General features: G+C 64.1%; 20 protein-coding genes. 4 read left to right on the forward strand and 16 right to left on the reverse strand.

The window, feature by feature from the left end:
* Positions 1-23 precede the first annotated feature (23 nt).
* The 4 genes from recO to nagZ are packed head-to-tail and all read left to right on the forward strand — an operon-like array spanning position 24 to position 3,125.
* The gene (gene recO / locus GPT34_RS09315) at positions 24-812 is read left to right on the forward strand and encodes a DNA repair protein RecO (RefSeq protein WP_291011410.1); all 789 of its coding nucleotides are present in this window, start codon (positions 24-26) and stop codon (positions 810-812) included.
* Positions 813-814: 2 nt separating this feature from the next.
* Complete coding sequence (locus GPT34_RS09320; RefSeq protein ID WP_291011413.1) at positions 815-1,606, forward strand: pyridoxine 5'-phosphate synthase; 792 nt, start codon at positions 815-817, stop codon at positions 1,604-1,606.
* On the forward strand, positions 1,603-2,037 hold the full coding sequence (acpS, locus tag GPT34_RS09325; RefSeq protein WP_291011416.1) for a holo-ACP synthase: 435 nt from the start codon (positions 1,603-1,605) through the stop codon (positions 2,035-2,037). Before GPT34_RS09320 ends, acpS begins: the two co-directional genes overlap by 4 nt.
* Positions 2,034-3,125, forward strand: a complete 1,092-nt coding sequence (gene nagZ / locus GPT34_RS09330) for a beta-N-acetylhexosaminidase (protein ID WP_291011419.1) — start codon at positions 2,034-2,036, stop codon at positions 3,123-3,125. The genes acpS and nagZ overlap by 4 nt, the downstream gene beginning before the upstream one ends.
* 73 nt (positions 3,126-3,198) lie before the next feature.
* Here the strand turns inward: nagZ and GPT34_RS09335 are convergent, their stop codons facing one another.
* From GPT34_RS09335 to sdhA, 16 genes are all read right to left on the reverse strand, one after another.
* Positions 3,199-3,879 carry an LON peptidase substrate-binding domain-containing protein gene (locus tag GPT34_RS09335; RefSeq protein WP_291011422.1) on the reverse strand — a complete coding sequence of 227 codons (681 nt, stop codon included), beginning with the start codon at positions 3,877-3,879 and terminating at the stop codon, positions 3,199-3,201.
* Complete coding sequence (gene accD / locus GPT34_RS09340) at positions 3,876-4,754, reverse strand: acetyl-CoA carboxylase, carboxyltransferase subunit beta (RefSeq protein ID WP_291011425.1); 879 nt, start codon at positions 4,752-4,754, stop codon at positions 3,876-3,878. Before accD ends, GPT34_RS09335 begins: the two co-directional genes overlap by 4 nt.
* Positions 4,755-4,896: 142 nt before the next feature.
* Positions 4,897-5,706 (reverse strand): tryptophan synthase subunit alpha, encoded by an 810-nt coding sequence (trpA, locus tag GPT34_RS09345; protein WP_291011427.1) that lies wholly within the window; start codon positions 5,704-5,706, stop codon positions 4,897-4,899.
* Entirely contained in the window at positions 5,703-7,034 is a 1,332-nt protein-coding gene (gene trpB, locus GPT34_RS09350) for a tryptophan synthase subunit beta (RefSeq protein ID WP_291011429.1), read from the reverse strand. The genes trpA and trpB overlap by 4 nt, the downstream gene beginning before the upstream one ends.
* A gap of 44 nt (positions 7,035-7,078) precedes the next feature.
* Positions 7,079-7,795 (reverse strand): phosphoribosylanthranilate isomerase, encoded by a 717-nt coding sequence (locus GPT34_RS09355; protein ID WP_291011431.1) that lies wholly within the window; start codon positions 7,793-7,795, stop codon positions 7,079-7,081.
* 98 nt (positions 7,796-7,893) lie between these two features.
* On the reverse strand, positions 7,894-8,673 hold the full coding sequence (truA, locus tag GPT34_RS09360; protein WP_291011606.1) for a tRNA pseudouridine(38-40) synthase TruA: 780 nt from the start codon (positions 8,671-8,673) through the stop codon (positions 7,894-7,896).
* 82 nt (positions 8,674-8,755) lie between these two features.
* A complete protein-coding gene (locus GPT34_RS09365; protein WP_291011433.1) occupies positions 8,756-11,410 on the reverse strand; it encodes a FimV/HubP family polar landmark protein in 2,655 nt (884 codons plus the stop codon).
* Between the two features lie 182 nt (positions 11,411-11,592).
* On the reverse strand, positions 11,593-12,723 hold the full coding sequence (gene asd, locus GPT34_RS09370; protein WP_291011435.1) for an aspartate-semialdehyde dehydrogenase: 1,131 nt from the start codon (positions 12,721-12,723) through the stop codon (positions 11,593-11,595).
* 305 nt (positions 12,724-13,028) lie between these two features.
* Positions 13,029-14,099, reverse strand: a complete 1,071-nt coding sequence (gene leuB / locus GPT34_RS09375; protein WP_291011438.1) for a 3-isopropylmalate dehydrogenase — start codon at positions 14,097-14,099, stop codon at positions 13,029-13,031.
* Between the two features lie 111 nt (positions 14,100-14,210).
* The gene (gene leuD / locus GPT34_RS09380) at positions 14,211-14,855 is read right to left on the reverse strand and encodes a 3-isopropylmalate dehydratase small subunit (protein WP_291011441.1); all 645 of its coding nucleotides are present in this window, start codon (positions 14,853-14,855) and stop codon (positions 14,211-14,213) included.
* On the reverse strand, positions 14,855-14,986 hold the full coding sequence (locus GPT34_RS09385) for an entericidin A/B family lipoprotein (RefSeq protein ID WP_291011443.1): 132 nt from the start codon (positions 14,984-14,986) through the stop codon (positions 14,855-14,857). Before GPT34_RS09385 ends, leuD begins: the two co-directional genes overlap by 1 nt.
* A 12-nt stretch (positions 14,987-14,998) precedes the next feature.
* Positions 14,999-16,420 (reverse strand): 3-isopropylmalate dehydratase large subunit, encoded by a 1,422-nt coding sequence (leuC, locus tag GPT34_RS09390; protein ID WP_291011446.1) that lies wholly within the window; start codon positions 16,418-16,420, stop codon positions 14,999-15,001.
* A 146-nt stretch (positions 16,421-16,566) separates the two neighbouring features.
* Positions 16,567-17,877 carry a citrate synthase gene (locus tag GPT34_RS09395; protein ID WP_291011449.1) on the reverse strand — a complete coding sequence of 437 codons (1,311 nt, stop codon included), beginning with the start codon at positions 17,875-17,877 and terminating at the stop codon, positions 16,567-16,569.
* A 38-nt stretch (positions 17,878-17,915) separates the two neighbouring features.
* Entirely contained in the window at positions 17,916-18,203 is a 288-nt protein-coding gene (locus GPT34_RS09400; RefSeq protein WP_291011452.1) for a succinate dehydrogenase assembly factor 2, read from the reverse strand.
* 19 nt (positions 18,204-18,222) lie between these two features.
* Positions 18,223-18,927, reverse strand: a complete 705-nt coding sequence (locus GPT34_RS09405; RefSeq protein ID WP_291011455.1) for a succinate dehydrogenase iron-sulfur subunit — start codon at positions 18,925-18,927, stop codon at positions 18,223-18,225.
* Between the two features lie 66 nt (positions 18,928-18,993).
* Positions 18,994-20,805: a succinate dehydrogenase flavoprotein subunit gene (sdhA, locus tag GPT34_RS09410; RefSeq protein WP_291011457.1), complete on the reverse strand. Its 1,812-nt coding sequence runs from the start codon at positions 20,803-20,805 to the stop codon at positions 18,994-18,996.
* Position 20,806: the final 1 nt, after the last annotated feature.

Consider the following 20,806-nt stretch of genomic DNA (forward strand, 5'->3'; position numbering starts at 1 on the left):
CTTGGTGTTGAGCACATTCGACGATGGTCACGCGTCGCTCGGCTGAAGAGCCTGCTTTTGTCCTGCACCGCTATGACTGGAGCGAGTCCAGTCTGATCCTGGAGGTGTTCAGTCGGCGCGAGGGCCGCATTGCGCTGGTGGCCAAGGGGGTGAAGCGGCCGACCTCGCAGTTTCGCCCGGTGCTGCTTCCCCTGCAGCCGCTGTTGCTGAGCTGGGGAGGCGACGCCGAGGTGCGCTCGCTGAAGTCGGCGCAGTGGCAGGGCGGCCACGTCATGCCCACGGGCGAAGCACTGCTATCGGGCACTTACCTCAACGAACTGCTGATGCGGCTGCTCGCGCGCGACGATCCGCATCCGGGCCTGTTCGACCACTACGCGATGGCGGTTCAGTTGCTGGCCGAGCGGGGTGATGCGCAGCAGCTGATCTTGCGCGCCTTCGAGCTGCTGCTGCTGCGCGAGGTGGGCTTTCTTTCGGACTTGGGGCAGGAGGGCAGCTCGCTGGCGGCGCTCGACCCGCAGGCGAACTACTTGCTGGCGCCCGAGAGCGGTCTGCGACTTGCACAGCCCGACGAGGTGCACAGCCTGACCGGTGTGCAATGGCTGGCGCTGCAGCGAGCGATGCGGTCCGACGATGCGTTTATCGCCACCCTGCGCGCCTGCGCGCCCGCTCTGCCAGCCCTGCGCACGCAGCTTCGCACCCTCCTGCACTACCATTGCGGCGTGCGCGTGTTCAAGACCCGCCAGCTGATGCTCGATGTACAGGCCATGCGTCGCCTGCCCGAGCTCGATGCCTTGCCCAACCCACCTCTGTGACCATGAGTTCCGTTCCCAACCCGCAGCACACCGCCCTCTCGGTCAACCTCAACAAGGTGGCGCTGGTGCGCAACACGCGCCACCTGGGCATCCCGTCGGTGACCCGTGCGGCCACTCTGTGCTTGCAGGCGGGTGCGCGCGGCATCACCGTGCACCCTCGGCCCGACGAACGCCACATCCGTCGCCACGATGTGTTCGACCTCGCCGAGCTGATGCGGAACTGGCCCGATCGCGAATTCAATATCGAAGGCAACCCGTTTCACAACCTCATGTCCATTGCTGCCGATGTGCGCTCGCGCGGGCTACCCCTGCACCAGGTCACCTTCGTGCCCGACAGCGAAGGCCAATTCACAAGCGACCACGGCTGGCGCTTTCCCGAAGACGCGCAGCGGCTGGCACCGCTGGTGGCGCAGGCCCAGGCGCTGGGCGCTCGGGTCAGCCTGTTCATGGACGCGGATGTCGCAGCCATGCCGGCGGCCAAGGCGGTTGGCGCCGACCGCGTGGAGCTTTACACCGAGCCTTACGCCGCGGCCTGGGGTACACCCGATCAGGCGGTGCAACTGGCGCGTTTTCGCGCAGCGGCACAGGCCGCGCTGGACAATGGTCTGGGCGTGAACGCCGGCCACGATCTCAACCGCGACAACCTCATCGCGTTTCTGTGCATGGTGCCCGGTGTCAGCGAGGTCTCGATCGGTCACGCGCTGATCGCCGATGCGCTGGAGCAGGGCTACGCAGCCACCGTGGCCGCGTACAACCGCTGCATCGACGAAGCGTTCGCCTCAAGGCCGGCATGATCTACGGTATCGGCACCGACGTCTGCGACATCCGCCGGATCGAAACCACGGTTCAGCGGCAGGGTGAGCGATTTGTTCACAAGGTGCTGGGCGAGTCCGAGTGGCTGGTGTGGCAACAGCGCAGTGCGCGCTGGCCACAGCGCGGCCTGCGTTACCTGGCCACCCGCTTTTCGGCCAAGGAAGCCTTCTCCAAAGCCATTGGCCTGGGCATGCGCATGCCGATGAGCTGGCGGCGCTGCGAAATCCTGAATGAGCCCAGTGGCCGGCCGGTGATCGTGTTGCACGGCGAGCTCAAGCGCTGGTTCGACGCCCAGGGTCTCAGCGCGCAGGTGACTGTGACCGACGAAACCGATTACGCCGCCAGCTTTGTGGTGGTGGAGCGCCTGAGCGCCGAGCACAAAAAAAACCCTGCCGAATCGAAAAACCCATGACCGTGCACGCTCCCCTCATCATCGATGTCGCTGGTCTGAGCCTGACGCGAGCCGACTGCCAGCGCCTGGCGCATCCGCTGGTGGGTGGTGTGATCCTCTTCGGCCGCAACTGGCAAAACCGAGACCAGCTCACCACCCTGTGTCGTCAGATCAAATCGGTGAGGCCAGACCTCTTGATCGCAGTCGATCACGAAGGTGGTCGGGTGCAGCGCTTTCGTACCGACGGTTTCACCCATCTGCCTCCGATGGCTGCGCTGGGCGCTCTGTGGATGAGGCCGGAGAAGGCCGGTGAAATGACGGGAACCTCGGCTCTGCGCGCCTGCGCCGCGGCGACCGCTGCCGGCTACGTGCTCGGCGCCGAACTGCGCGCCTGTGGCGTAGATCTGAGCTTCAGCCCGGTGTTGGACCTTGACCACGGCGGCAGCTCGGTGATTGGTGACCGGGCGCTGGGTCGGGATGCGCGCGTGGTCACGCTGCTCGCGCAAGCGCTGATGCTGGGACTCAAGCAGAGCGGCATGGGCAACTGCGGCAAACACTTCCCGGGCCATGGTTTCGTCAAGGCCGACTCGCACCTGGAGATCCCGGTCGATAGCCGCAGCCTGAAGGCCATCCTGGCGGAGGATGCTGCCCCCTACGGCTGGTTGTCGAGCAGTCTGGAGGCAGTGATGCCGGCTCACGTGATCTACCCGAAGGTCGATCGCCGCCCGGCAGGCTTTTCTGCTCGCTGGCTGCAGGACATCCTGCGTCACCGGCTGGGCTTCACCGGCGCCATCTTCAGCGACGATCTGAGCATGGAAGCGGCGCGCTTTATCGATGGCCAGCGGGTGAGCTTCACCGAGGCGGCGCTGGCAGCGCTGGCTGCGGGCGCGGACATGGTGCTGCTGTGCAACCAGTCCATCGTGGAGGACGGCACGCCCATCGACGCGGCCATCGACGACCTGTCGCGCGCGGTGCTCCAGGGCGACTGGGCACTCAGCGCAGCGAGTGAGGCCAGACGTCAAGCTCTGTTGCCCGTAGGCGCTCCATTGGCATGGGACGAGCTGATGGTGAGTGAGCGATACATGCACGCCTTGTCAATGCTGCCCTGAGGCAAGGCTTGAGCAGCTGCGCAGCCGCGAGTGGCATCAGCAGGATGCGGCTCGCAAGGGGGCTCTATGCCTCCTACCGTTCCACACCCATCTTGTCGAGCAGGTCCGACACCAGCTCCAGCCTCAGCAATGGGTTGTCGAGCATCATCAGCCGCTGCTTGAGCTCAGGCGGCGCGGGCAGCAGCTCGACCCAACGGTTGGCCACCCAGCCGCTATCGTCCCAGCGGTATGGCGGTTGCAGGGGCAGTTCGCTCAGGCTGTCGGGCTCGCGCTCCCGCAGGTTATCCAGCAGGCGCAGCAAGGCGTCGCGGGTGGCAATCAGGTCTTCAGGCACGGGCACCACGGTTTCAGGGGGCTGCAGCGTGACATCTGCCACCCACAGACCGTGCGGCAACTGGTGGCTGGCGTCGATCTGGAAGCGTTGCAGACCGCGGCAGTGGATCATGAGCAGGCCTGGTTGCGGCTTTTCCAGCCGCTCGATCCGCGCCAGTGTGCCCACCGGAAAAAATACCTCACGCGCAAAGGCATCGCCGGTGGGGGGCGCTTTGGGATCGATGCGACGCACCTCGCTGCCCTCCGACAGGCAGACCACACCGAATGGTGCCCCCGCCTTTTGGCAGCGGTTGATCATGTCGAGGTAGCGCACCTCGAAGATGCGCAGTGGCATCCAGCCGTCGGGGAACAGCACGGTCTGCAGCGGAAACAGCGGCAGCTGTTGGAGGGTGAGCGGCGCCGCCGCGTCGGTATTGCTCAATCAGCGACCACCGCGTCAGCGCTCTGGCGTTGCAGCATCGCGAGCACATTGGCCACCGTGGCGCGCAGCTCGCGCCGGTCGCAGATGAAGTCCAGCGCACCCTTGGTCTGAAGAAACTCGGCGCGCTGGAAGCCTTCGGGCAGCTTCACGCGCACCGTGTTCTCGATCACGCGCGGACCAGCAAAACCGATCAAAGCCTTGGGCTCTGCAATGACCACATCGCCCACAAATGCAAAGCCGGCACTCACGCCACCCATGGTGGGGTCGGTCAATACGCTGATGTAGGGCAAGCCCTTCTTCGCCAGACGGGTCAGGGCCGCGTTGGTCTTGGCCATCTGCATCAGCGACAGCAGACCCTCCTGCATGCGGGCACCCCCGGTGGCGGTGAAGCACACAAACGGCACCTTCTGCGCAATCGCTTCTTCCACGCCACGCACAAAGCGCTCGCCCACCACCGAGCCCATCGAGCCACCCATGAAGTCAAATTCAAAGCACACGGCCACCAGGCTCATGCCTTGCACCGCACCGCCCATCACGACCAGAGCGTCGGTCTCACCGGTGGTCTCCAGCGCTTCCTTCAGGCGCTCAGGGTACTTGCGGCTGTCCTTGAACTTCAGCGCGTCGACCGGCAACACCTCCTGCGCGAGCTCGTAACGGCCTTCGGCATCCAGGAATGCATTGAGCCGGGCGCGGGCGCCGATTCGGTGGTGGTGACTGCAGTGTGGGCAGACGTTCTGGTTCTTTTCAAGGTCGGACTTGTACAGCACGGCTTCGCAGCTCGGGCACTTGATCCACAGCCCTTCGGGCACGCTGCGGCGCTCGGTCGGATTGGTGGGCGTGATCTTGGGGGGCAGCAGTTTTTCTAGCCAAGACATGCGGTTCTCCTAAAGCAAATCAAATTAGACCATGCAGGCAGGCGATGGGCCGTGAGCCAGCTGCCGGGTCGCCTCCTGAGCCGGCCCAGCCCCTCGGGGGGCAGCGACCCGCGCAACGGCGCAGCGTGGGTGTCCTCATCACTCAAGCGTCCAACGCTTTTCGGATGGTCCGCATGAAATGCGATGCCACTGCGATCACCTTCTCATGCGGCTCGTTCTCGATCAGCTGGATCAAGCGGCTGCCGATGACCACGGCGTCGGCAGACTTGCCGATGGCTTTGGCGGTCTCGGCATCGCGAATGCCGAACCCTACGCCCACCGGCACCGTCACATGCTGGCGGATGCGCGGCAGCATCGCCTCGACCTGACCGACATCCAGCGTGCCGGCACCGGTCACGCCTTTGAGCGACACGTAGTACACGTAGCCGCTGGCCACCCGGGCCACTTGCGCCATGCGCTCGTCGGTCGAGGTGGGCGCCAGCAGGAAGATCAGGTCCATTTGGTGGGCGCGCAGGGTGGCAGCGAAGTCTTCGCATTCTTCCGGCGGGTAATCGACCACCAGCACGCCGTCAACACCGGCAGCAGAAGCGTCGCGCACGAAGCTGCCCTCGCCGTGTTTCTGGTCGTAGCGCTCGATCGGATTCGCATAGCCCATCAGCACCACAGGGGTCTGGCTGTTGCGCTCGCGAAAGCTCTTGACCATGGCGATCACCTGCACCAGGCCAATGCCCAGCGCCAGTGCGCGGTCACCCGCCTTCTGGATCACCGGCCCGTCTGCCGATGGATCGGAGAACGGCACACCGAGCTCGATCACATCGGCGCCACCCGCGACCAGGCCGTGCATCAGCTCGGGCGTGATGTTGGCGAACGGAAAGCCAGCCGTGACAAAGGGAATGAGCGCCTTGCGGTTCTGGGCCTTCAGGGCACTGAAGGTCGTGTCGATGCGGCTCATGGTGCTTTCGCCTCCACGCTGGCGGTGCTTCGAGCAGCATTGGCCGTTATCTTCACCACTGCGGTGTCAGCGCTACCTTTGACCGACTGGCCTTTGCAGCTGGGGCGGCAGTAGAAATCGGCTTGCGACAAATCGGCCACGGTACCGATGTCTTTGTCGCCGCGGCCGGACAGGTTGACCAGGATGGACTGGTCCGGCTTCATGGTTTTGGCCAGTTTCATGGCGTAGGCAATGGCGTGACTGGATTCGAGCGCTGGAATGATGCCCTCGGTGCGGCAAAGGTAGTGAAAAGCCTGCAGCGCTTCGGTGTCGGTGATACCCACGTACTCGGCACGCCCGATGTCTTTGAGGAACGCGTGCTCGGGGCCTACGCCAGGGTAGTCCAGGCCAGCGCTCACGCTGTGTGTCTCGGTGACCTGGCCGTTGTCATCCTGCAGCACGTAGGTGCGGTTGCCATGCAGCACGCCGGGGCTGCCCTTTTGCAGCGAGGCCGAGTGCTTGCCGCTCTCCAGGCCTTCGCCAGCGGCCTCGACGCCGATCAGGCGCGTGGCGGCGTGGTTGATGTAGGGGTAAAAAATGCCCATGGCGTTGCTGCCACCGCCCACGCAGGCGAGCACCGCGTCGGGTTGCTCGCTGTGGCATCCCGCTTCTTTCAGCATCTCCGGCATCTGCTTCAGACACTCTTCGCCAATCACGCTCTGGAAGTCGCGCACCATCATGGGGTAGGGGTGAGGGCCGGCCACGGTGCCGATGATGTAGAAGGTGTTGTCCACGTTGGCGACCCAGTCGCGCATGGCTTCGTTGAGCGCGTCTTTCAGCGTTTTGCTGCCCGACTCCACCGGTACCACCGTGGCGCCCAGCAGCTTCATGCGGTAGACATTGGGGCTCTGGCGCTTGACGTCTTCGCTGCCCATGTAAACCACACACTCCAGCCCGTAGCGTGCGCAAATGGTGGCGGTGGCTACACCATGCTGGCCGGCGCCAGTCTCGGCGATGATGCGCGGCTTGCCCATGCGCTTGGCCAGCATGGCCTGGCCGATGGTGTTGTTGATTTTGTGAGCGCCAGTGTGGTTAAGGTCTTCGCGCTTGAGGAAAATCTGTGCGCCGCCCTGCTCGCGGCTCATGCGCGCAGCGTGGTAGACGGGACTCGGGCGGCCGACGAAGTGGGCCAGTTCGCTGTTGAACTCAGCGAGGAACTCGGGGTCGTGCTGGTACTTCGCGTACGCGGCCTTGAGCTCGTTGATCGCGTGGGTAAGCGTCTCGCTCACGAAGCTGCCGCCATAGATTCCGAAATGGCCTCGGGCGTCGGGTTGCTGGTAGGTCTGCATGGTGTGCTCTCGGTTTGGTGGCCCGAGCCAGCACTAAGGGGGCTTCAGCTCGGGCGGAATAACTGCGCATCGGCTGCGCGGACCGCAGCCACAAAGGCGCTCATTCGGGCGGCGTCTTTGCTGCCCTTGATCACCGCACCATCGGGTGCGCGGGCTTCGACGCCGGAACTCACATCAACGGCCCAGGGCCGCACTTGCGTGATGCCATCGATCACGTTTGCTGCGTCGAGTCCACCAGACAAAACGAGGCGAGAGCTGGCGTTTAGTTGAGGATGTGACCAAGGGAAAGCTGTCCAGTCAAAACATTGGCCGCTACCGCCATAACCTGTGACATGGGTGTCGAGCAGGATAGCCTGGGCAGAAGCAAAGTCCAGCGCGTATTTTAAGAGATCGAAGCCGGCACCCGTCGGGCCGGGGGCAATCCGAGCAGCCCGGATGTATGGGCGCCCGGCGGACAGGCAGTCGTCGGGCGTTTCGTCGCCATGAAATTGCAGCAAAGCCTGCGGAACGGCCTCGGTGCCTTGCGCTATGAATTCCGGGCTGGCGTTGACGAACAGCAGCACCGGCGTGACAAAGCAGGGCAGGCGGCGCGCCAACTCCCCCGCGCGCTCGGGCGAGACAGAGCGTGGGCTGTGTGGGTACAGCACAAAGCCGATCGCGTCGGCGCCGGCATGCACTGCGGCGTCGACGTCAGCTTCTTGTGTCAGTCCACAAATTTTGATGCGTGTTCGGTGCGGGCTCATCGAATGCGAGGGTGACATTTGTTCAGGGGCACGGTAGAGCTGGTTTTGCCAGGCCACTCGTGCCGTCCCCTTGAGGGGGCGAAGGGCTCACAGCGTGAGTCCGGGTCGGGGGTGGGCTAAGGCAGCCAGTCAAATGCGGGCGTGCGGTCCGGCAAACCCCACGACGCATCGTAAACCGGTCCAAGGAAGTACAAACCGTCGGGAGAAAAGGTGGGCGCGGCGGCGTCGCGGCTGCGGGCCGCCAGCACCTCCATCATCCACTGAACCGGCTGTTTGCCGGATCCGATGGCGATTAGGCAGCCCATGATGTTGCGGATCATGTGGTGCAGGAAGGCGGTGGCCTCGAACTCGAAACGCCAGTAGGCGCCCCGGCGCGTGATGGCGATGCGCAGCATGTGTTTGACCGGGCTGTGGGCTTGGCAGCTGGAGGCGCGGAACGAGCTGAAATCGTGCTCGCCGACCAGGACCTGCGCCGCACTTACCATGGCATCCATCTGCAACGGTCGAAAAACCCAGCCCACCTGGCCGTTGTCGACACTGGGCCGCACGGGTGACTCAAGCAACACATAGGCGTAGCGGCGTGCTCGGGCACTGGCGCGGGCATGAAAGCTGGAAGGGACGCGCTGCGCCCATTGCACCGCGATGGTGTCGGGCAGGAAGCGGTTGGTGCCGCGTACCCAGGCGTTGTCGATCCGGTCCAGTGGGGAGTCGAAGTGCACCACCTGCATCAGGCCGTGCACACCGGAGTCGGTACGACCGGCGCACAGGGTTTGCACGCGGGGCAGGGCACAGAAGGTCGCCAGCGCCTGCTCCAGGTGGTCCTGCACGGTGAGGCCGCTGGCCTGGCTTTGCCAGCCTTCAAACGCCCGACCGTTGTAGCTCACGCCGAGCGCCATGCGCTGTAGCGTGTGAACGTCGGGGGCCGTGGACTCGGGTACGGTAGCGCTCAAGGCACGGACGCGCGAGCCGGCCCCGGCCTCAGGCCAGATCGCTCAGGAAGGTGCTGGCCTTGGTCTTGAGCGTGCCCGAGGCTTCTGCCAAGACTTCTTCCGCCAGCGACCGCGCGCCTTCCAAGTCGCCAATGGCCCGGAACTCTTCGGCCAGCGAGAGTTTGGTTTCCAGCGGGTTTTCTTCGGACAGGTCTTTGTCCACCGCTGCGGCGGGCTCTGGCGTGTCCAGATCGAGGTTGATGTTGCTCAGGTCGAAGGACATCAGCTCGTTGTTCTCCACAGCCGTTGCAGCGGCCGCGGACTCGGGCAATCCGAGCTCGACTTCAGCCAAGGGGGCTGGCTCCGAAGGTGCGTCGAGCGCAAAGTCTGGCAGGACCTCACTGTCGTCGAACATAGGCACGTCGGGCGCTGGCGCAGGTGCGGCTTCATCAGACTTGGCCGCCTGCAGGGGCGCCGGCTCAGAAGGGAAGTCCAGATCGAAGTCCATGGGTCCTGATTCGGGTGCCAGGGCCTCGGGTGCTTTGGCTTCGGTGAGTGCCTCGGTGTTCTTCAAGTCGTCCAGCGCCGACATCACGTCGTCGGCGGCCACTGCGGGCTCGTCCGTCGAGAAGTCAAGGTCCAGATCCAGAGCGCCTTCGCCGACCCGGCCCGTGGTCTCTGACATCGTGCTGCTGCCAAACGGCACTGTCATGGCGCCACCGGCGGCCGTCATGGCCACGACCTTTTGAGCGGGCGCACCACCTGGCTGGTACAGCGGGTTGCTCGGATCCAGCTCCTTACCCAGCGCGCATGCTTGTTCCCATTCTGGGCCTTGGCCCTGTGTCAGGGCGTAGGCCTCGGTGGCCACAACCTCGAAGGCCTTGGCGTCGCGGCGCTTGGCGTAGATCTCCAGCAACTTGTTGTGGATGGCGACACGGGTGGGCGTGCTGCGCATGGCCTCTTTGAGGATTTCCTCGGCCTGCAGGTCGCGGCCATAGGCCAGGTAGACATCGGCTTCGGCGACCGGGTCCACGTCACCGGCTGCATCCAGCTGGCTGGGCGAATACACCATGGACGAACCCGAAGCGCTGGCTTCGGCGGTGTCGATGCGCTGGCCACCACTGGAGCCAAAAAACGAGTCAGGCTGCAGCCGGCTTTCGAGGAAGGAGCTGTCGACACCGGCGCCTTTCTTGCGCTGGCGCATCCGGTACAGGCCAAAGCCCGCCAGCAAGGCCAGCAGGCCACCCGCAGCGGGCAGCACCAAGGGGTTTTCCTGCAATTGCTCAAGCAGCGATGGCTCTTGAAGCATGGGTTCGGGCACAGGCAGCGGTGCAGGTGCCGCGGCGGGAGCTGGCTCGGCCACGGCCGGCGCGGCTTCGGTGGGGGCGGTCGCCGTGGCGGTATCGGCCTCTGGCGTGGAAGCCGTTGTTTCGGTTGTGGTGGGCACCGCGCCCGGCAGGGTCACCGCACTGGTTGGTGTGGCACCCGGCGAGGCGCTGGCGGCGGCGGTGGCGGCTGCCGTGGTGGTACCGAGCTTGGCCAGTTCGTCGATGTTGCGAGAGAGTTCGGCGACCCGGGTCGATGCATCTTGCGCTTGCCGATCCTGGGCGATCTTCTCTTCGGCCGCGGTCGCTGCGGGGGTGTCGCCTTTGGAAAGCGTGAGCTTGTCCTGCGCGGGGGCCGCGGGCGCTTGGTCTTGCACTTCGGCCTGCACGCGACCGGCTGCCTCGCGGCTACCAGCGTCGACGGCGGCTGCAGGAACACGGTTGGCCAGGCTGCGGCGGAATTCGTTGAAATCTCGGCTCTGGGCCGCGATGATCTGCCGGGCCTCACCGGCGGAGGTGCTGCCTGCATCGGCGGCGCCAGGGAGGTCGATGATGGACCCGGCCTTGACGCGGTTCACGTTGCCGTCGATGAAGGCGTCCGGGTTGGCGCGCAGCATGGCGACCAACATCTGGTCCAGCGACACGTTTGCCGGACGGTTGGCGTTGGCAATGCGCCCGGCAGTGTCGCCAGCGCGCACGCGGACTTGGCCGCCGGCGGCTTGGGGTGCTGCAGCGGGCTGAGCTGCGGCTGGCGCACGAACTGGCGCTTGGGCAGGCGCCCTTGCCGCTGGTGCCACCACGGGCGGAAGGGGCTGGGCAGCGACGGGCGCCGGCGCTGGGGCTGGCGTGGGCCTGGCGGGCGCAGCAGCGGCGGGAACCGGAGCCACGGGTGTCGCAGCGCGTATCTTGGGCGGATCGATCAGCAGCGTGTAGTCGCGCAGGATGCGACCAGAGGCCCAGTTGGCCTCGACGATGAGGTCGACAAAGGGCTCGTTGATTGGGCGCGGGCTGGTCAGGCGCAGAAACGCACGGCCATCCGGGCGGCGCTGCAGACTGATCTGAGCACTGCCCAACGCTGGGTTGAATTCCATGCCGGCGGCGCGAAACGCTTCGGGCGAGGCCAGACCCACGCGCAGGCTCGACGCCTCCTCCGCGCTGATGTCGGGCACGTCGATTTCGGCCCTCAGCGGCTCACCCAGGGCCGACTGCACCGCGATGCGACCCAGCGCCAGCGCGAGTGCGTCAGAGGTGTGCGCGAGCCCGGTGCAAAGCACCACCGCAGCGGCAACTGCGTGTAACCGGCTCAGACCGACTGAAGTGGGCTTTTTGAGGGACGACGAGGCCGTTTTGGATGGAATATTGCGGGTGGTGGATGGCACTTGGACCTCGACGTAAAGAACCGAGAATTGACCTTAACATCAACGCATTAGGGTGACAAGCTGAGAATCCGCTTGAGTTTCCAAGGAGCCCGTTGGTCGGGTTTGTGGTGCCTCTGCGTTGTGGAGTCACAACGCTGGCGCCGGGCTCGAAGGGAGCCAGGCGCGGTTTCCATTGCTGACATTCAGGCCGATAGCAGGATGCGCAACATGCGGCGCAGCGGCTCGGCAGCTCCCCAGAGCAGCTGGTCACCGATGGTGAAGGCGCCCACGTACTCAGGGCCCATGGCCAGCTTGCGGATGCGCCCGACCGGGATGTTCATGGTGCCGGTCACGGCCACGGGGGTCAGGTCCCGGATGGTGGCCTCGCGTGTGTTGGGCACCACCTTGGCCCAGGGATTGTCGGCCGCGATCATGGCTTCGATGTCGGCCACTGGCACCTCTTTCTTCAGCTTGAAGGTCAGCGCCTGGCTGTGGCAGCGCATGGCGCCCACGCGCACACAGAAACCGTCGACCGGAATGGGCGCCGAGCCGAAGCCTTCGCCCAGTCCTAGGATCTTGTTGGTTTCGGCCATGCCTTTCCACTCTTCCTTGGACACTCCGTTGCCCAGGTCCTTGTCGATCCACGGGATGAGCGAGCCGCCCAACGGCACGCCGAAGTTGGCGGTTTCCGCGTCCGAGAGCGCGCGCTGCTTGGCGATCACCTTGCGGTCGATTTCCAGGATGGCGCTCTTGGGGTCGTCCAGCAGCGCCTTGACTTCGGCGTTGAGCGTGCCGTACTGGGTGAGCAGCTCGCGCATGTGCTGCGCGCCGCCGCCAGAAGCCGCCTGGTAGGTCTGGGTGCTCATCCACTCCACCAGCCCAGCCTTGTACAGCGCGCCCACGCCCATGAGCATGCAGCTCACCGTGCAGTTACCGCCCACCCAGTTCTTGCCGCCCTTGGCCAACGCGTCCTTGATCACCGGCATGTTCACCGGGTCGAGGATGATGACGGCGTCTTTCTCCATGCGCAGCGTGGAGGCAGCGTCGATCCAGTGGCCTTTCCAGCCCGCGGCCCGTAACTTTGGGTACACCTCGGTCGTGTAGTCACCGCCCTGCGCAGTGATGACGATGTCGCAGCGCTTGAGCGCGTCGATGTTGTGTGCGTCTTGCAGCGTGGTTTCGTTTTTCGCCATGGCCGGGGCATTGCCGCCGGCGTTGGAGGTCGAAAAAAACAGGGGCTCGATCAGGTCGAAGTCCTGTTCCTCGACCATGCGATCCATCAACACCGAGCCGACCATGCCACGCCAGCCGACCAGACCAACCAATTTGCTCATTTTTTGCCCTCTTCAGTGAATCAACAGGTCCAGACCAGACCGGCTTACCCGGCTCGTCTGGCCGGGAGGGCGCACGACGAACCAGGCTGGATCAGCCCGTGATGGTCGTGGTTTTGGTGTTGATTGCGCGCGCAACCGCTGCTGCCCTGTCGGCACAAGCGGTGTTCAAGGTGAACGGGTAGGCGGCAATCATGGCTGGGATTGTAGCGGAGCAGGGCTTGTCGCCGGCTGACAACGTCGGGCTGTTGGGCCGAAAAACACAAAGGCAGCCGGAGCTGCCCTTGTGGTTGACCTGAGCCAAAGCTTCAGGCCAGCGCCTGCACCACCGCATCTCCCATCTGCACGGTGCTCACCTGCGTGCTGCCTTCGCTCCAGATGTCAGGCGTGCGCAGGCCCTGGGCCAGCACGGATTGCACGGCGGCTTCGACGCGCTGCGCAGCCGCTTCCTGGTTCAGGCTGAAGCGCAACATCATCGCCGCGCTCAGGATAGTCGCCAGCGGATTGGCGACCCCCTTGCCCGCGATATCCGGCGCGCTGCCATGGCTGGGTTCGTACAGGCCCTGGTTTTTCGCGTTCAGCGATGCCGAGGGAAGCATGCCGATGGAGCCGGTCAGCATCGATGCCTCGTCGGACAGGATGTCGCCAAACATGTTGCCAGTGACCACCACGTCAAAAGCCTTGGGCTTCTTGACCAGCTGCATGGCCGCGTTGTCGACATACATGTGCTCCAGCTCCACGTCGGGATACTGGGCGTGCACCTCGGTGACCACGTCTCTCCAGAACTGGAAGGTCTCGAGCACGTTGGCCTTATCGACGCTGGTCACCTTCTTGTTGCGCTTGCGCGCCGCCTGGAAGGCCACGTGGGCAATGCGTTCGATCTCGGGCCTGGAGTAGCGCATGGTGTCAAAGGCTTCCTCCGCACCGGGAAAGTGACCATCGACTGCGGTGCGACGCCCACGCGGCTGGCCAAAGTAGATGTCGCCGGTGAGCTCGCGGATGATGAGGATGTCCAGGCCCGAGATGAGCTCGGGCTTGAGGCTGGATGCGCCCACCAGCTGCTCGTAGCAAATGGCGGGGCGAAAGTTGGCGAACAGGCCGAGGTGCTTGCGCAAGCCCAGGATGGCCTGCTCAGGGCGCAGCGGGCGGTCGAGCTTGTCGTACTTCCAGTCGCCGACCGCACCGAACAGGATGGCGTCGGCCGATTGCGCCAGCTTGAGCGTGGACTCGGGCAGCGGGTGACCGTGGGCCTCATACGCAGCGCCGCCGACCAGGGCCGATTCCATTTCAAACGGAAGACCCAGCACGTCCAGCACCTTGACGGCTTCGGCCACGATTTCGGTGCCGATGCCGTCACCGGGGAGAACTGCGATTTTCATTGGGATGGATGAGAGAAAAAGTGTCTGTTCCAGGCTGCCGTGGAACCGGCTTTGCCGGGCCACTGGTAACGCCCCCCTGAGGGGGGGAGGCCGCAGGCGGCGCGGGGGTTGTTACATCGTTTGCGCCAGCCAGGGCTTGGTCGCCAGCCGCTCGGACTCAAAGGCGGCAATTTTGTCCTTATGGCGCAGCGTGAGACCGATGTCGTCCAGACCGTTGAGCAGACAGTATTTGCGAAACGCCTGCGTTTCGAACGGCAGCTCATCGCCCTGCGGCTTGATCACCACCTGGCGCTCCAGATCGATTGTCAGCTCGAAGCCTGGGAACGCCAGCACGTCGTTGAACAACTGGTCCACCTGTGCCTCGGGCAGCACGATGGGAAGGATGCCGTTCTTGAAACAGTTGTTGTAGAAGATGTCTGCGTAACTGGGCGCGATCAGGGCACGGAAACCGTACTGTTCAATCGCCCAAGGCGCATGTTCGCGGCTGGAGCCGCAACCGAAGTTCTTTCGCGCCAGCAGGACAGAGGCGCCCGCGTAGCGCGGCTGGTTGAGCACGAAATCGGGGTTGGGCTTGCGCGTCGCCGGATCCTGGCCTGGCTCACCCTTGTCGAGGTAGCGCCACTCATCAAACAGGTTGGGCCCGAAGCCAGTCTTGCGGATCGACTTCAGGAACTGCTTGGGAATGATGGCGTCCGTGTCGACGTTTTCCCGGTCGATGGGCGCCACCAACCCCTTGTGCAAGGTGAACGGCGTCATTATTTCTTCTTGGCCGCGTCTTCGAGCACCTGGCCGCCCTTCTGGATGTCCTGGCCCACGCCCTGGACGGTGTTGCAGGCGCTCAGAGCCAGCACGAAGGTGGCGGCGAGGATGGCAGCGATGGATTTCATAGCGTCTTCCTTTCAGACAAATTGACGGACGTCGACGAAGTGACCATGGATGGCCGCAGCGGCCGCCATAGCGGGGGAAACCAAGTGGGTGCGGCCGCCAGCACCCTGGCGACCTTCGAAGTTGCGGTTGCTGGTTGAGGCGCAGCGTTCGCCGGGCTCCAGCCGGTCGGCGTTCATGGCCAGGCACATGGAGCAGCCCGGCTCGCGCCACTCGAATCCGGCGGCCTTGAAGATCTCGTGAAGGCCTTCGCGCTCGGCCTGCGCTTTCACCAGGCCCGAGCCAGGCACGACCATAGCGAGCTTGACATTCTTGGCTACTTTTTGCCCCAGCTTTTTCACCAGGGCCGCCGCTTCGCGCATGTCTTCGATGCGGCTGTTGGTGCAGGAACCGATGAACACCTTGTCGACAAAAATATCGTTGAGCGGCTTGCCAGGCTGCAGTGCCATGTAGGTGAGCGCCCTCTCGATCGCGCCGCGCTTGTTCGGGTCTTTTTCTTTCTCGGGATCGGGCACGCTGCCGTCTACGCCGAGCACCATCTCGGGTGAGGTGCCCCAGGTGACCTGCGGCACGATGCGGCTCGCATCGAGTTCGACCACGGAATCGAAGTGGGCATCGGCGTCGGAGCGCAGCGTTTTCCAGTAGGCCACCGCCTGATCCCACACCACGCCAGTGGGCGCCAGCGGGCGACCCTTGACGTAGTCGATGGTCTTGTCGTCCACCGCCACCAGGCCGGCGCGCGCACCAGCTTCGATGGCCATGTTGCACACCGTCATGCGGCCTTCGATGGAGAGCGCCCGAATGGCGCTGCCGCCGAACTCGATGGTGTAACCGGTGCCGCCAGCGGTGCCGATCTTGCCGATGATGGCGAGCACGATGTCCTTCGCGGTCACGCCTTTGCCCAACTGGCCTTCGACCTTGACCAGCATGTTCTTGGCCTTCTTGGCCAGCAGCGTTTGCGTGGCCATGACATGCTCGACCTCACTGGTGCCAATGCCGTGTGCCAGCGCACCGAAGGCGCCGTGGGTCGAAGTGTGGCTGTCACCACAGACCACAGTCATACCTGGCAGGGTAGCCCCGTTTTCCGGGCCGATCACGTGCACGATGCCCTGGCGTTTGGACATGAACGGAAAAAACGCGGCCGCACCGAACTCGGCGATGTTCTTGTCGAGCGTGACGATCTGCTCTTTGCTGATCGGGTCGGTGATGCCATCGTAGCCGTGCTCCCAGCCGGTCGTGGGCGTGTTGTGGTCGGCGGTGGCAACGATGGAGCTCACCCGCCATACTTTGCGCCCAGCCTGGCGAAGGCCTTCGAAGGCCTGTGGGCTGGTGACTTCGTGCACCAGGTGCCGGTCGATGTAGAGCACCGAGGTGCCGTCGTCCTCGGTGTGAACAACGTGCTCGTCCCAGATCTTGTCGTAGAGGGTGCGTCCCATTTGGCGTGTGTGTGGTCTTGGTCAGGTCGGTGGATGTAACCGGTGATTTTAGGGCTTCACCCGAAAAAACGCCCGCCCGGCATTTCGCGGGGCGGGCGCGGGCGCTGCGGCCGGGCCGATGAAACGGCCCTGAGCGCGTCGCGCGATCAGCGGCCGACTGCTTGTGGCATGTCGCGGCGCGGCGAACCAGTGAACAGTTGGCGCGGCCGGCCGATCTTGTATTCCGGGTCACCAATCATTTCGTTGAGCTGGGCGATCCAGCCCACGGTGCGGGCCAGCGCAAACACGCCGGTGAACAGATTGACCGGGATACCGATGGCGCGCTGCACGATGCCAGAGTAGAAGTCCACGTTGGGGTAGAGCTTGCGGGATACGAAGTACTCGTCTTCCAGCGCGATCTTCTCCAGCTCCTTGGCGAGCTTGAACAGGGGGTCGTTTTCCAGGCCCAGTTCGGCCAGCACGTCGTTACAGGTCTCCTGCATCAGCTTGGCGCGTGGGTCATAGTTCTTGTAGACGCGGTGACCGAAGCCCATGAGCTTGACGCCCGAGTTCTTGTCCTTCACCTGCTCCATGAACTCGCCGACCTTGGCCACGCCACCCTGGCGCTGGATGTCTTCGAGCATGTTGAGGCAGGCCTCGTTGGCGCCACCGTGGGCTGGACCCCAGAGACAGGCCACACCAGCGGCGATGGCAGCAAACGGGTTGGTGCCCGAGGAGGCGCACAGGCGCACGGTGGAGGTAGACGCGTTCTGCTCGTGGTCGGCGTGCAGGATGAAGATGCGGTCGAGTGCCTTCTCTAGCACCGGATTGACAACGTACTCTTCACACGGAGTGCCAAACATCATGCGCATGAAGTTGCCCGCATAGGACAGACTGTTCTGCGGGTACATGTAAGGCTGGCCGAACTTGTACTTGTAGGCCAGCGCCACCAGCGTGGGCATCTTGGCGATCAGTCGGATGGCCGCGATTTCCCGGTGTTCCGGGTTATTGATGTCGGTGCTGTCGTGATAGAAGGCCGACATGCCACCCACCAGCCCGGTCAGGATGGCCATGGGATGGGCATCGCGACGGAACCCGCGCAGGAAAAACTGCATCTGCTCGTTGACCATGGTGTGGTTGGTCACGAGCTTATGGAAATCGGTGCGCTCCTTGTCGTCGGGCAGCTCGCCCTTGAGCAGAAGGTAGCAGGTGTCGAGGAAGTCGCAGTGTGTGGCCAGCTGCTCGATCGGGTAGCCGCGGTACAGCAACTCTCCCTTGTCACCGTCGATGTAGGTGATGGCCGACTGGCAGGAGGCGGTGGACAGAAAGCCCGGGTCGTAGGTGAACATGCCGGTCTGTGCATACAGCTTGCGGATGTCGACCACGTCGGGGCCAATGCTGCCGGCGTAGACCGGCAACTCAACGCTGGGGCTGCCATTAGAAAACGACAGGGTGGCTTTGTTGTCAACGAGTTTCATGCGGTTTCCTTCACGTGGCGCGGTATCGAATGGCGTTCTTAAACGGTGGTCCGGGCTGCGCGCAGCATGCCCAGCACCTGGCTGATGTCTGCGCGGGCCAATTCGCCCTCGGGGTGCTTTCGGCCCAGCAACAGATCCAGCAGATCGTTGTCGGACAGGTCCATTAAAACCCCCAGAGCTTCGGCCTGACTGACAGTCAGGTCAGATTCATGCCGGCTGAAGAAGCGCTCGATGAACAAATCGTTTTCGAGCAGTCCCCGCCGGCAGCGCCAACGCAACTTGCTCAGAGCCCGCTCATCGAGCAGCGCGTCGCTGGTGGCGTTCATGGTGATTGGAGGTGGGCGCTCAGACCGAGCGCATCACCATCATTTCCTTGATCTTGCCAATCGCCTTGGTCGGGTTCAGCCCCTTGGGGCAGACGTCGACGCAGTTCATGATGGTGTGGCAGCGGAACAGGCGGTACGGGTCTTCCAGGTTGTCCAGCCGCTCGGCCGTGCCCTGATCGCGGCTGTCGGCGATGAAGCGGTAGGCCTGCAGCAGACCGGCAGGGCCGACGAACTTGTCCGGGTTCCACCAGAAGCTCGGGCAGCTGGTGGAGCAGCTGGCGCACAGGATGCACTCGTAGAGTCCGTTGAGTTCTTCGCGCTCCTCCGGGCTTTGCAGGCGCTCTTTTTCGGGCGGCACGGTGTCGTTGATCAAGTAGGGTTTGATGCTGTTGTACTGCTTGAAAAACAGCGTCATGTCCACGATCAGGTCGCGCACCACGGGCAGGCCGGGCAGCGGCTTCAGGGTGATCACGCCGGGCAGCGTGTTCATGTTGGTCAGGCAGGCCAGACCGTTTTTGCCGTTGATGTTCATCGCGTCCGACCCGCACACGCCTTCGCGGCAGGAGCGACGGAACGAGATCGAAGGGTCGACCTTCTTGAGCTTGCCCAGTGCGTCCAGCAGCATGCGCTCGTGACCGTCGAGTTCCACTTCGATGGTCTGCATGTAGGGCTTGGCGTCCTTCTCGGGGTCGTAGCGGTAGATCTTGAATGTGCGAAGTGACATGGTGTGATCCTGAATTCGGTTAACGGCTGTGCGGTTGGCTCAGGGCGCCGCAGGTGCACTGGGTGATCAAAATGTTCTGACTTTTGGCGGAACGGATTCCACCGTCAGCGGCTTGAGGTTGACCGCCTTGTACGACAGGCTGTTGTCTGCGCTGTGCCACAACGTGTGCTTCATCCACTCGGCGTCGTTGCGGCCGAGCGGGAATTGCGCGTCGTCGGCTGGGCGCTCGTAGTCGTTGACCGTGTGCGCACCGCGGCATTCCTTGCGCGCAGCAGCCGACGTCATGGTGGCCTGGGCGCATTCGATCAGGTTTTCCACCTCCAGCGCTTCGATGCGCGCGGTGTTGAAGACCTTGGACTTGTCTTTGAGTGCGATGGCGTTGACCCGCGCACGCATGGCGTTGATCTTCTCCACGCCCTCGTCCATGCTGGCCTGGGTGCGGAACACGCCGGCGTGCTGCTGCATCGCGGCGCGCAGGTCGTTGGCCACGTCCTGTGCGTATTCGCCGTCAGTCGCATTGTCCAGGCGCGCCAGGCGCGCCAGGGTCTTGTCGGCCGCGTCGGCAGGCAACGGTTTGTGGGTCTTGGTCTTGTCGTGGTGCTGAACGATGTGGTTACCGGCCGCGCGGCCGAACACCAGCAGATCGAGCAGGGAGTTGGTGCCCAGACGGTTGGCGCCGTGCACGCTCACGCAGGAACATTCGCCGACCGCGTACAAGCCATTAACGACCTCCTGCTTGCCGCTGCCATCGGCTGCGGGCGTGACGACCTGGCCGTTGATGTTGGTCGGGATGCCGCCCATCTGGTAGTGGATGGTGGGCACGACCGGAATCGGTTCGCGGGTGATGTCGACGTTGGCAAAATTCACGCCGATCTCGTAGACCGAGGGCAGGCGTTTGTGGATGGTGTCGGCCCCCAGGTGATCGAGCTTGAGCAGCACGTAGTCCTTGTTGGGTCCGCAGCCACGGCCTTCCTTGATCTCCTGGTCCATGCAACGGCTGACGAAGTCGCGCGGTGCCAGGTCTTTCAGGGTGGGCGCGTAGCGCTCCATGAAGCGTTCGCCTTCGCTGTTGAGCAGGATCGCGCCTTCTCCACGGCAGCCTTCGGTCAGCAGCACGCCGGCACCGGCCACGCCGGTCGGGTGGAACTGCCAGAATTCCATGTCTTCCAGCGGGATGCCGGCGCGTGCCGCCATGCCCAGACCGTCACCGGTGTTGATGAAGGCATTGGTGGACGCCGCGAAGATGCGCCCGGCGCCGCCAGTTGCCAGCAGCGTGGTCTTGGCTTCTAGCACGTAGGTTTCGCCGGTTTCCATTTCCAGGGCGGTCACGCCCACGACGTCTCCGCTCTCGTCGCGGATCAGGTCCAGCGCCATCCACTCAACGAAGAAGGTGGTGCGGGCCTGCACGTTTTGCTGGTAGAGCGTGTGCAGCATGGCGTGACCGGTCCGGTCTGCCGCGGCACAGGCGCGCTGCACCGGCTTCTCACCGTAGTTGGCGGTGTGGCCACCAAATGGGCGCTGATAAATCGTGCCGTCGGGGTTGCGGTCAAACGGCATGCCGAAGTGTTCGAGCTCGTACACGACCTTGGGCGCTTCGCGGCACATGAACTCGATGGCGTCCTGGTCGCCCAACCAGTCCGAGCCTTTGATGGTGTCGTAGAAGTGGTAGTGCCAGTTGTCCTCGTTCATGTTGCCGAGGGAGGCGCCAATGCCGCCCTGGGCGGCCACGGTGTGCGAACGCGTCGGGAACACCTTGGACAGCACGGCGACCTTGAGACCAGCGCGGGCCAGTTGCAGTGAGGCGCGCATGCCAGAGCCGCCGGCACCGACGATGACCACGTCAAATTGACGCTTGGGAAGATTTGCGGTTGCGGACATG

Origin of the sequence: Hydrogenophaga sp. (assembly GCF_011390835.1) — a bacterium.
Lineage (GTDB): Bacteria > Pseudomonadota > Gammaproteobacteria > Burkholderiales > Burkholderiaceae_C > Hydrogenophaga.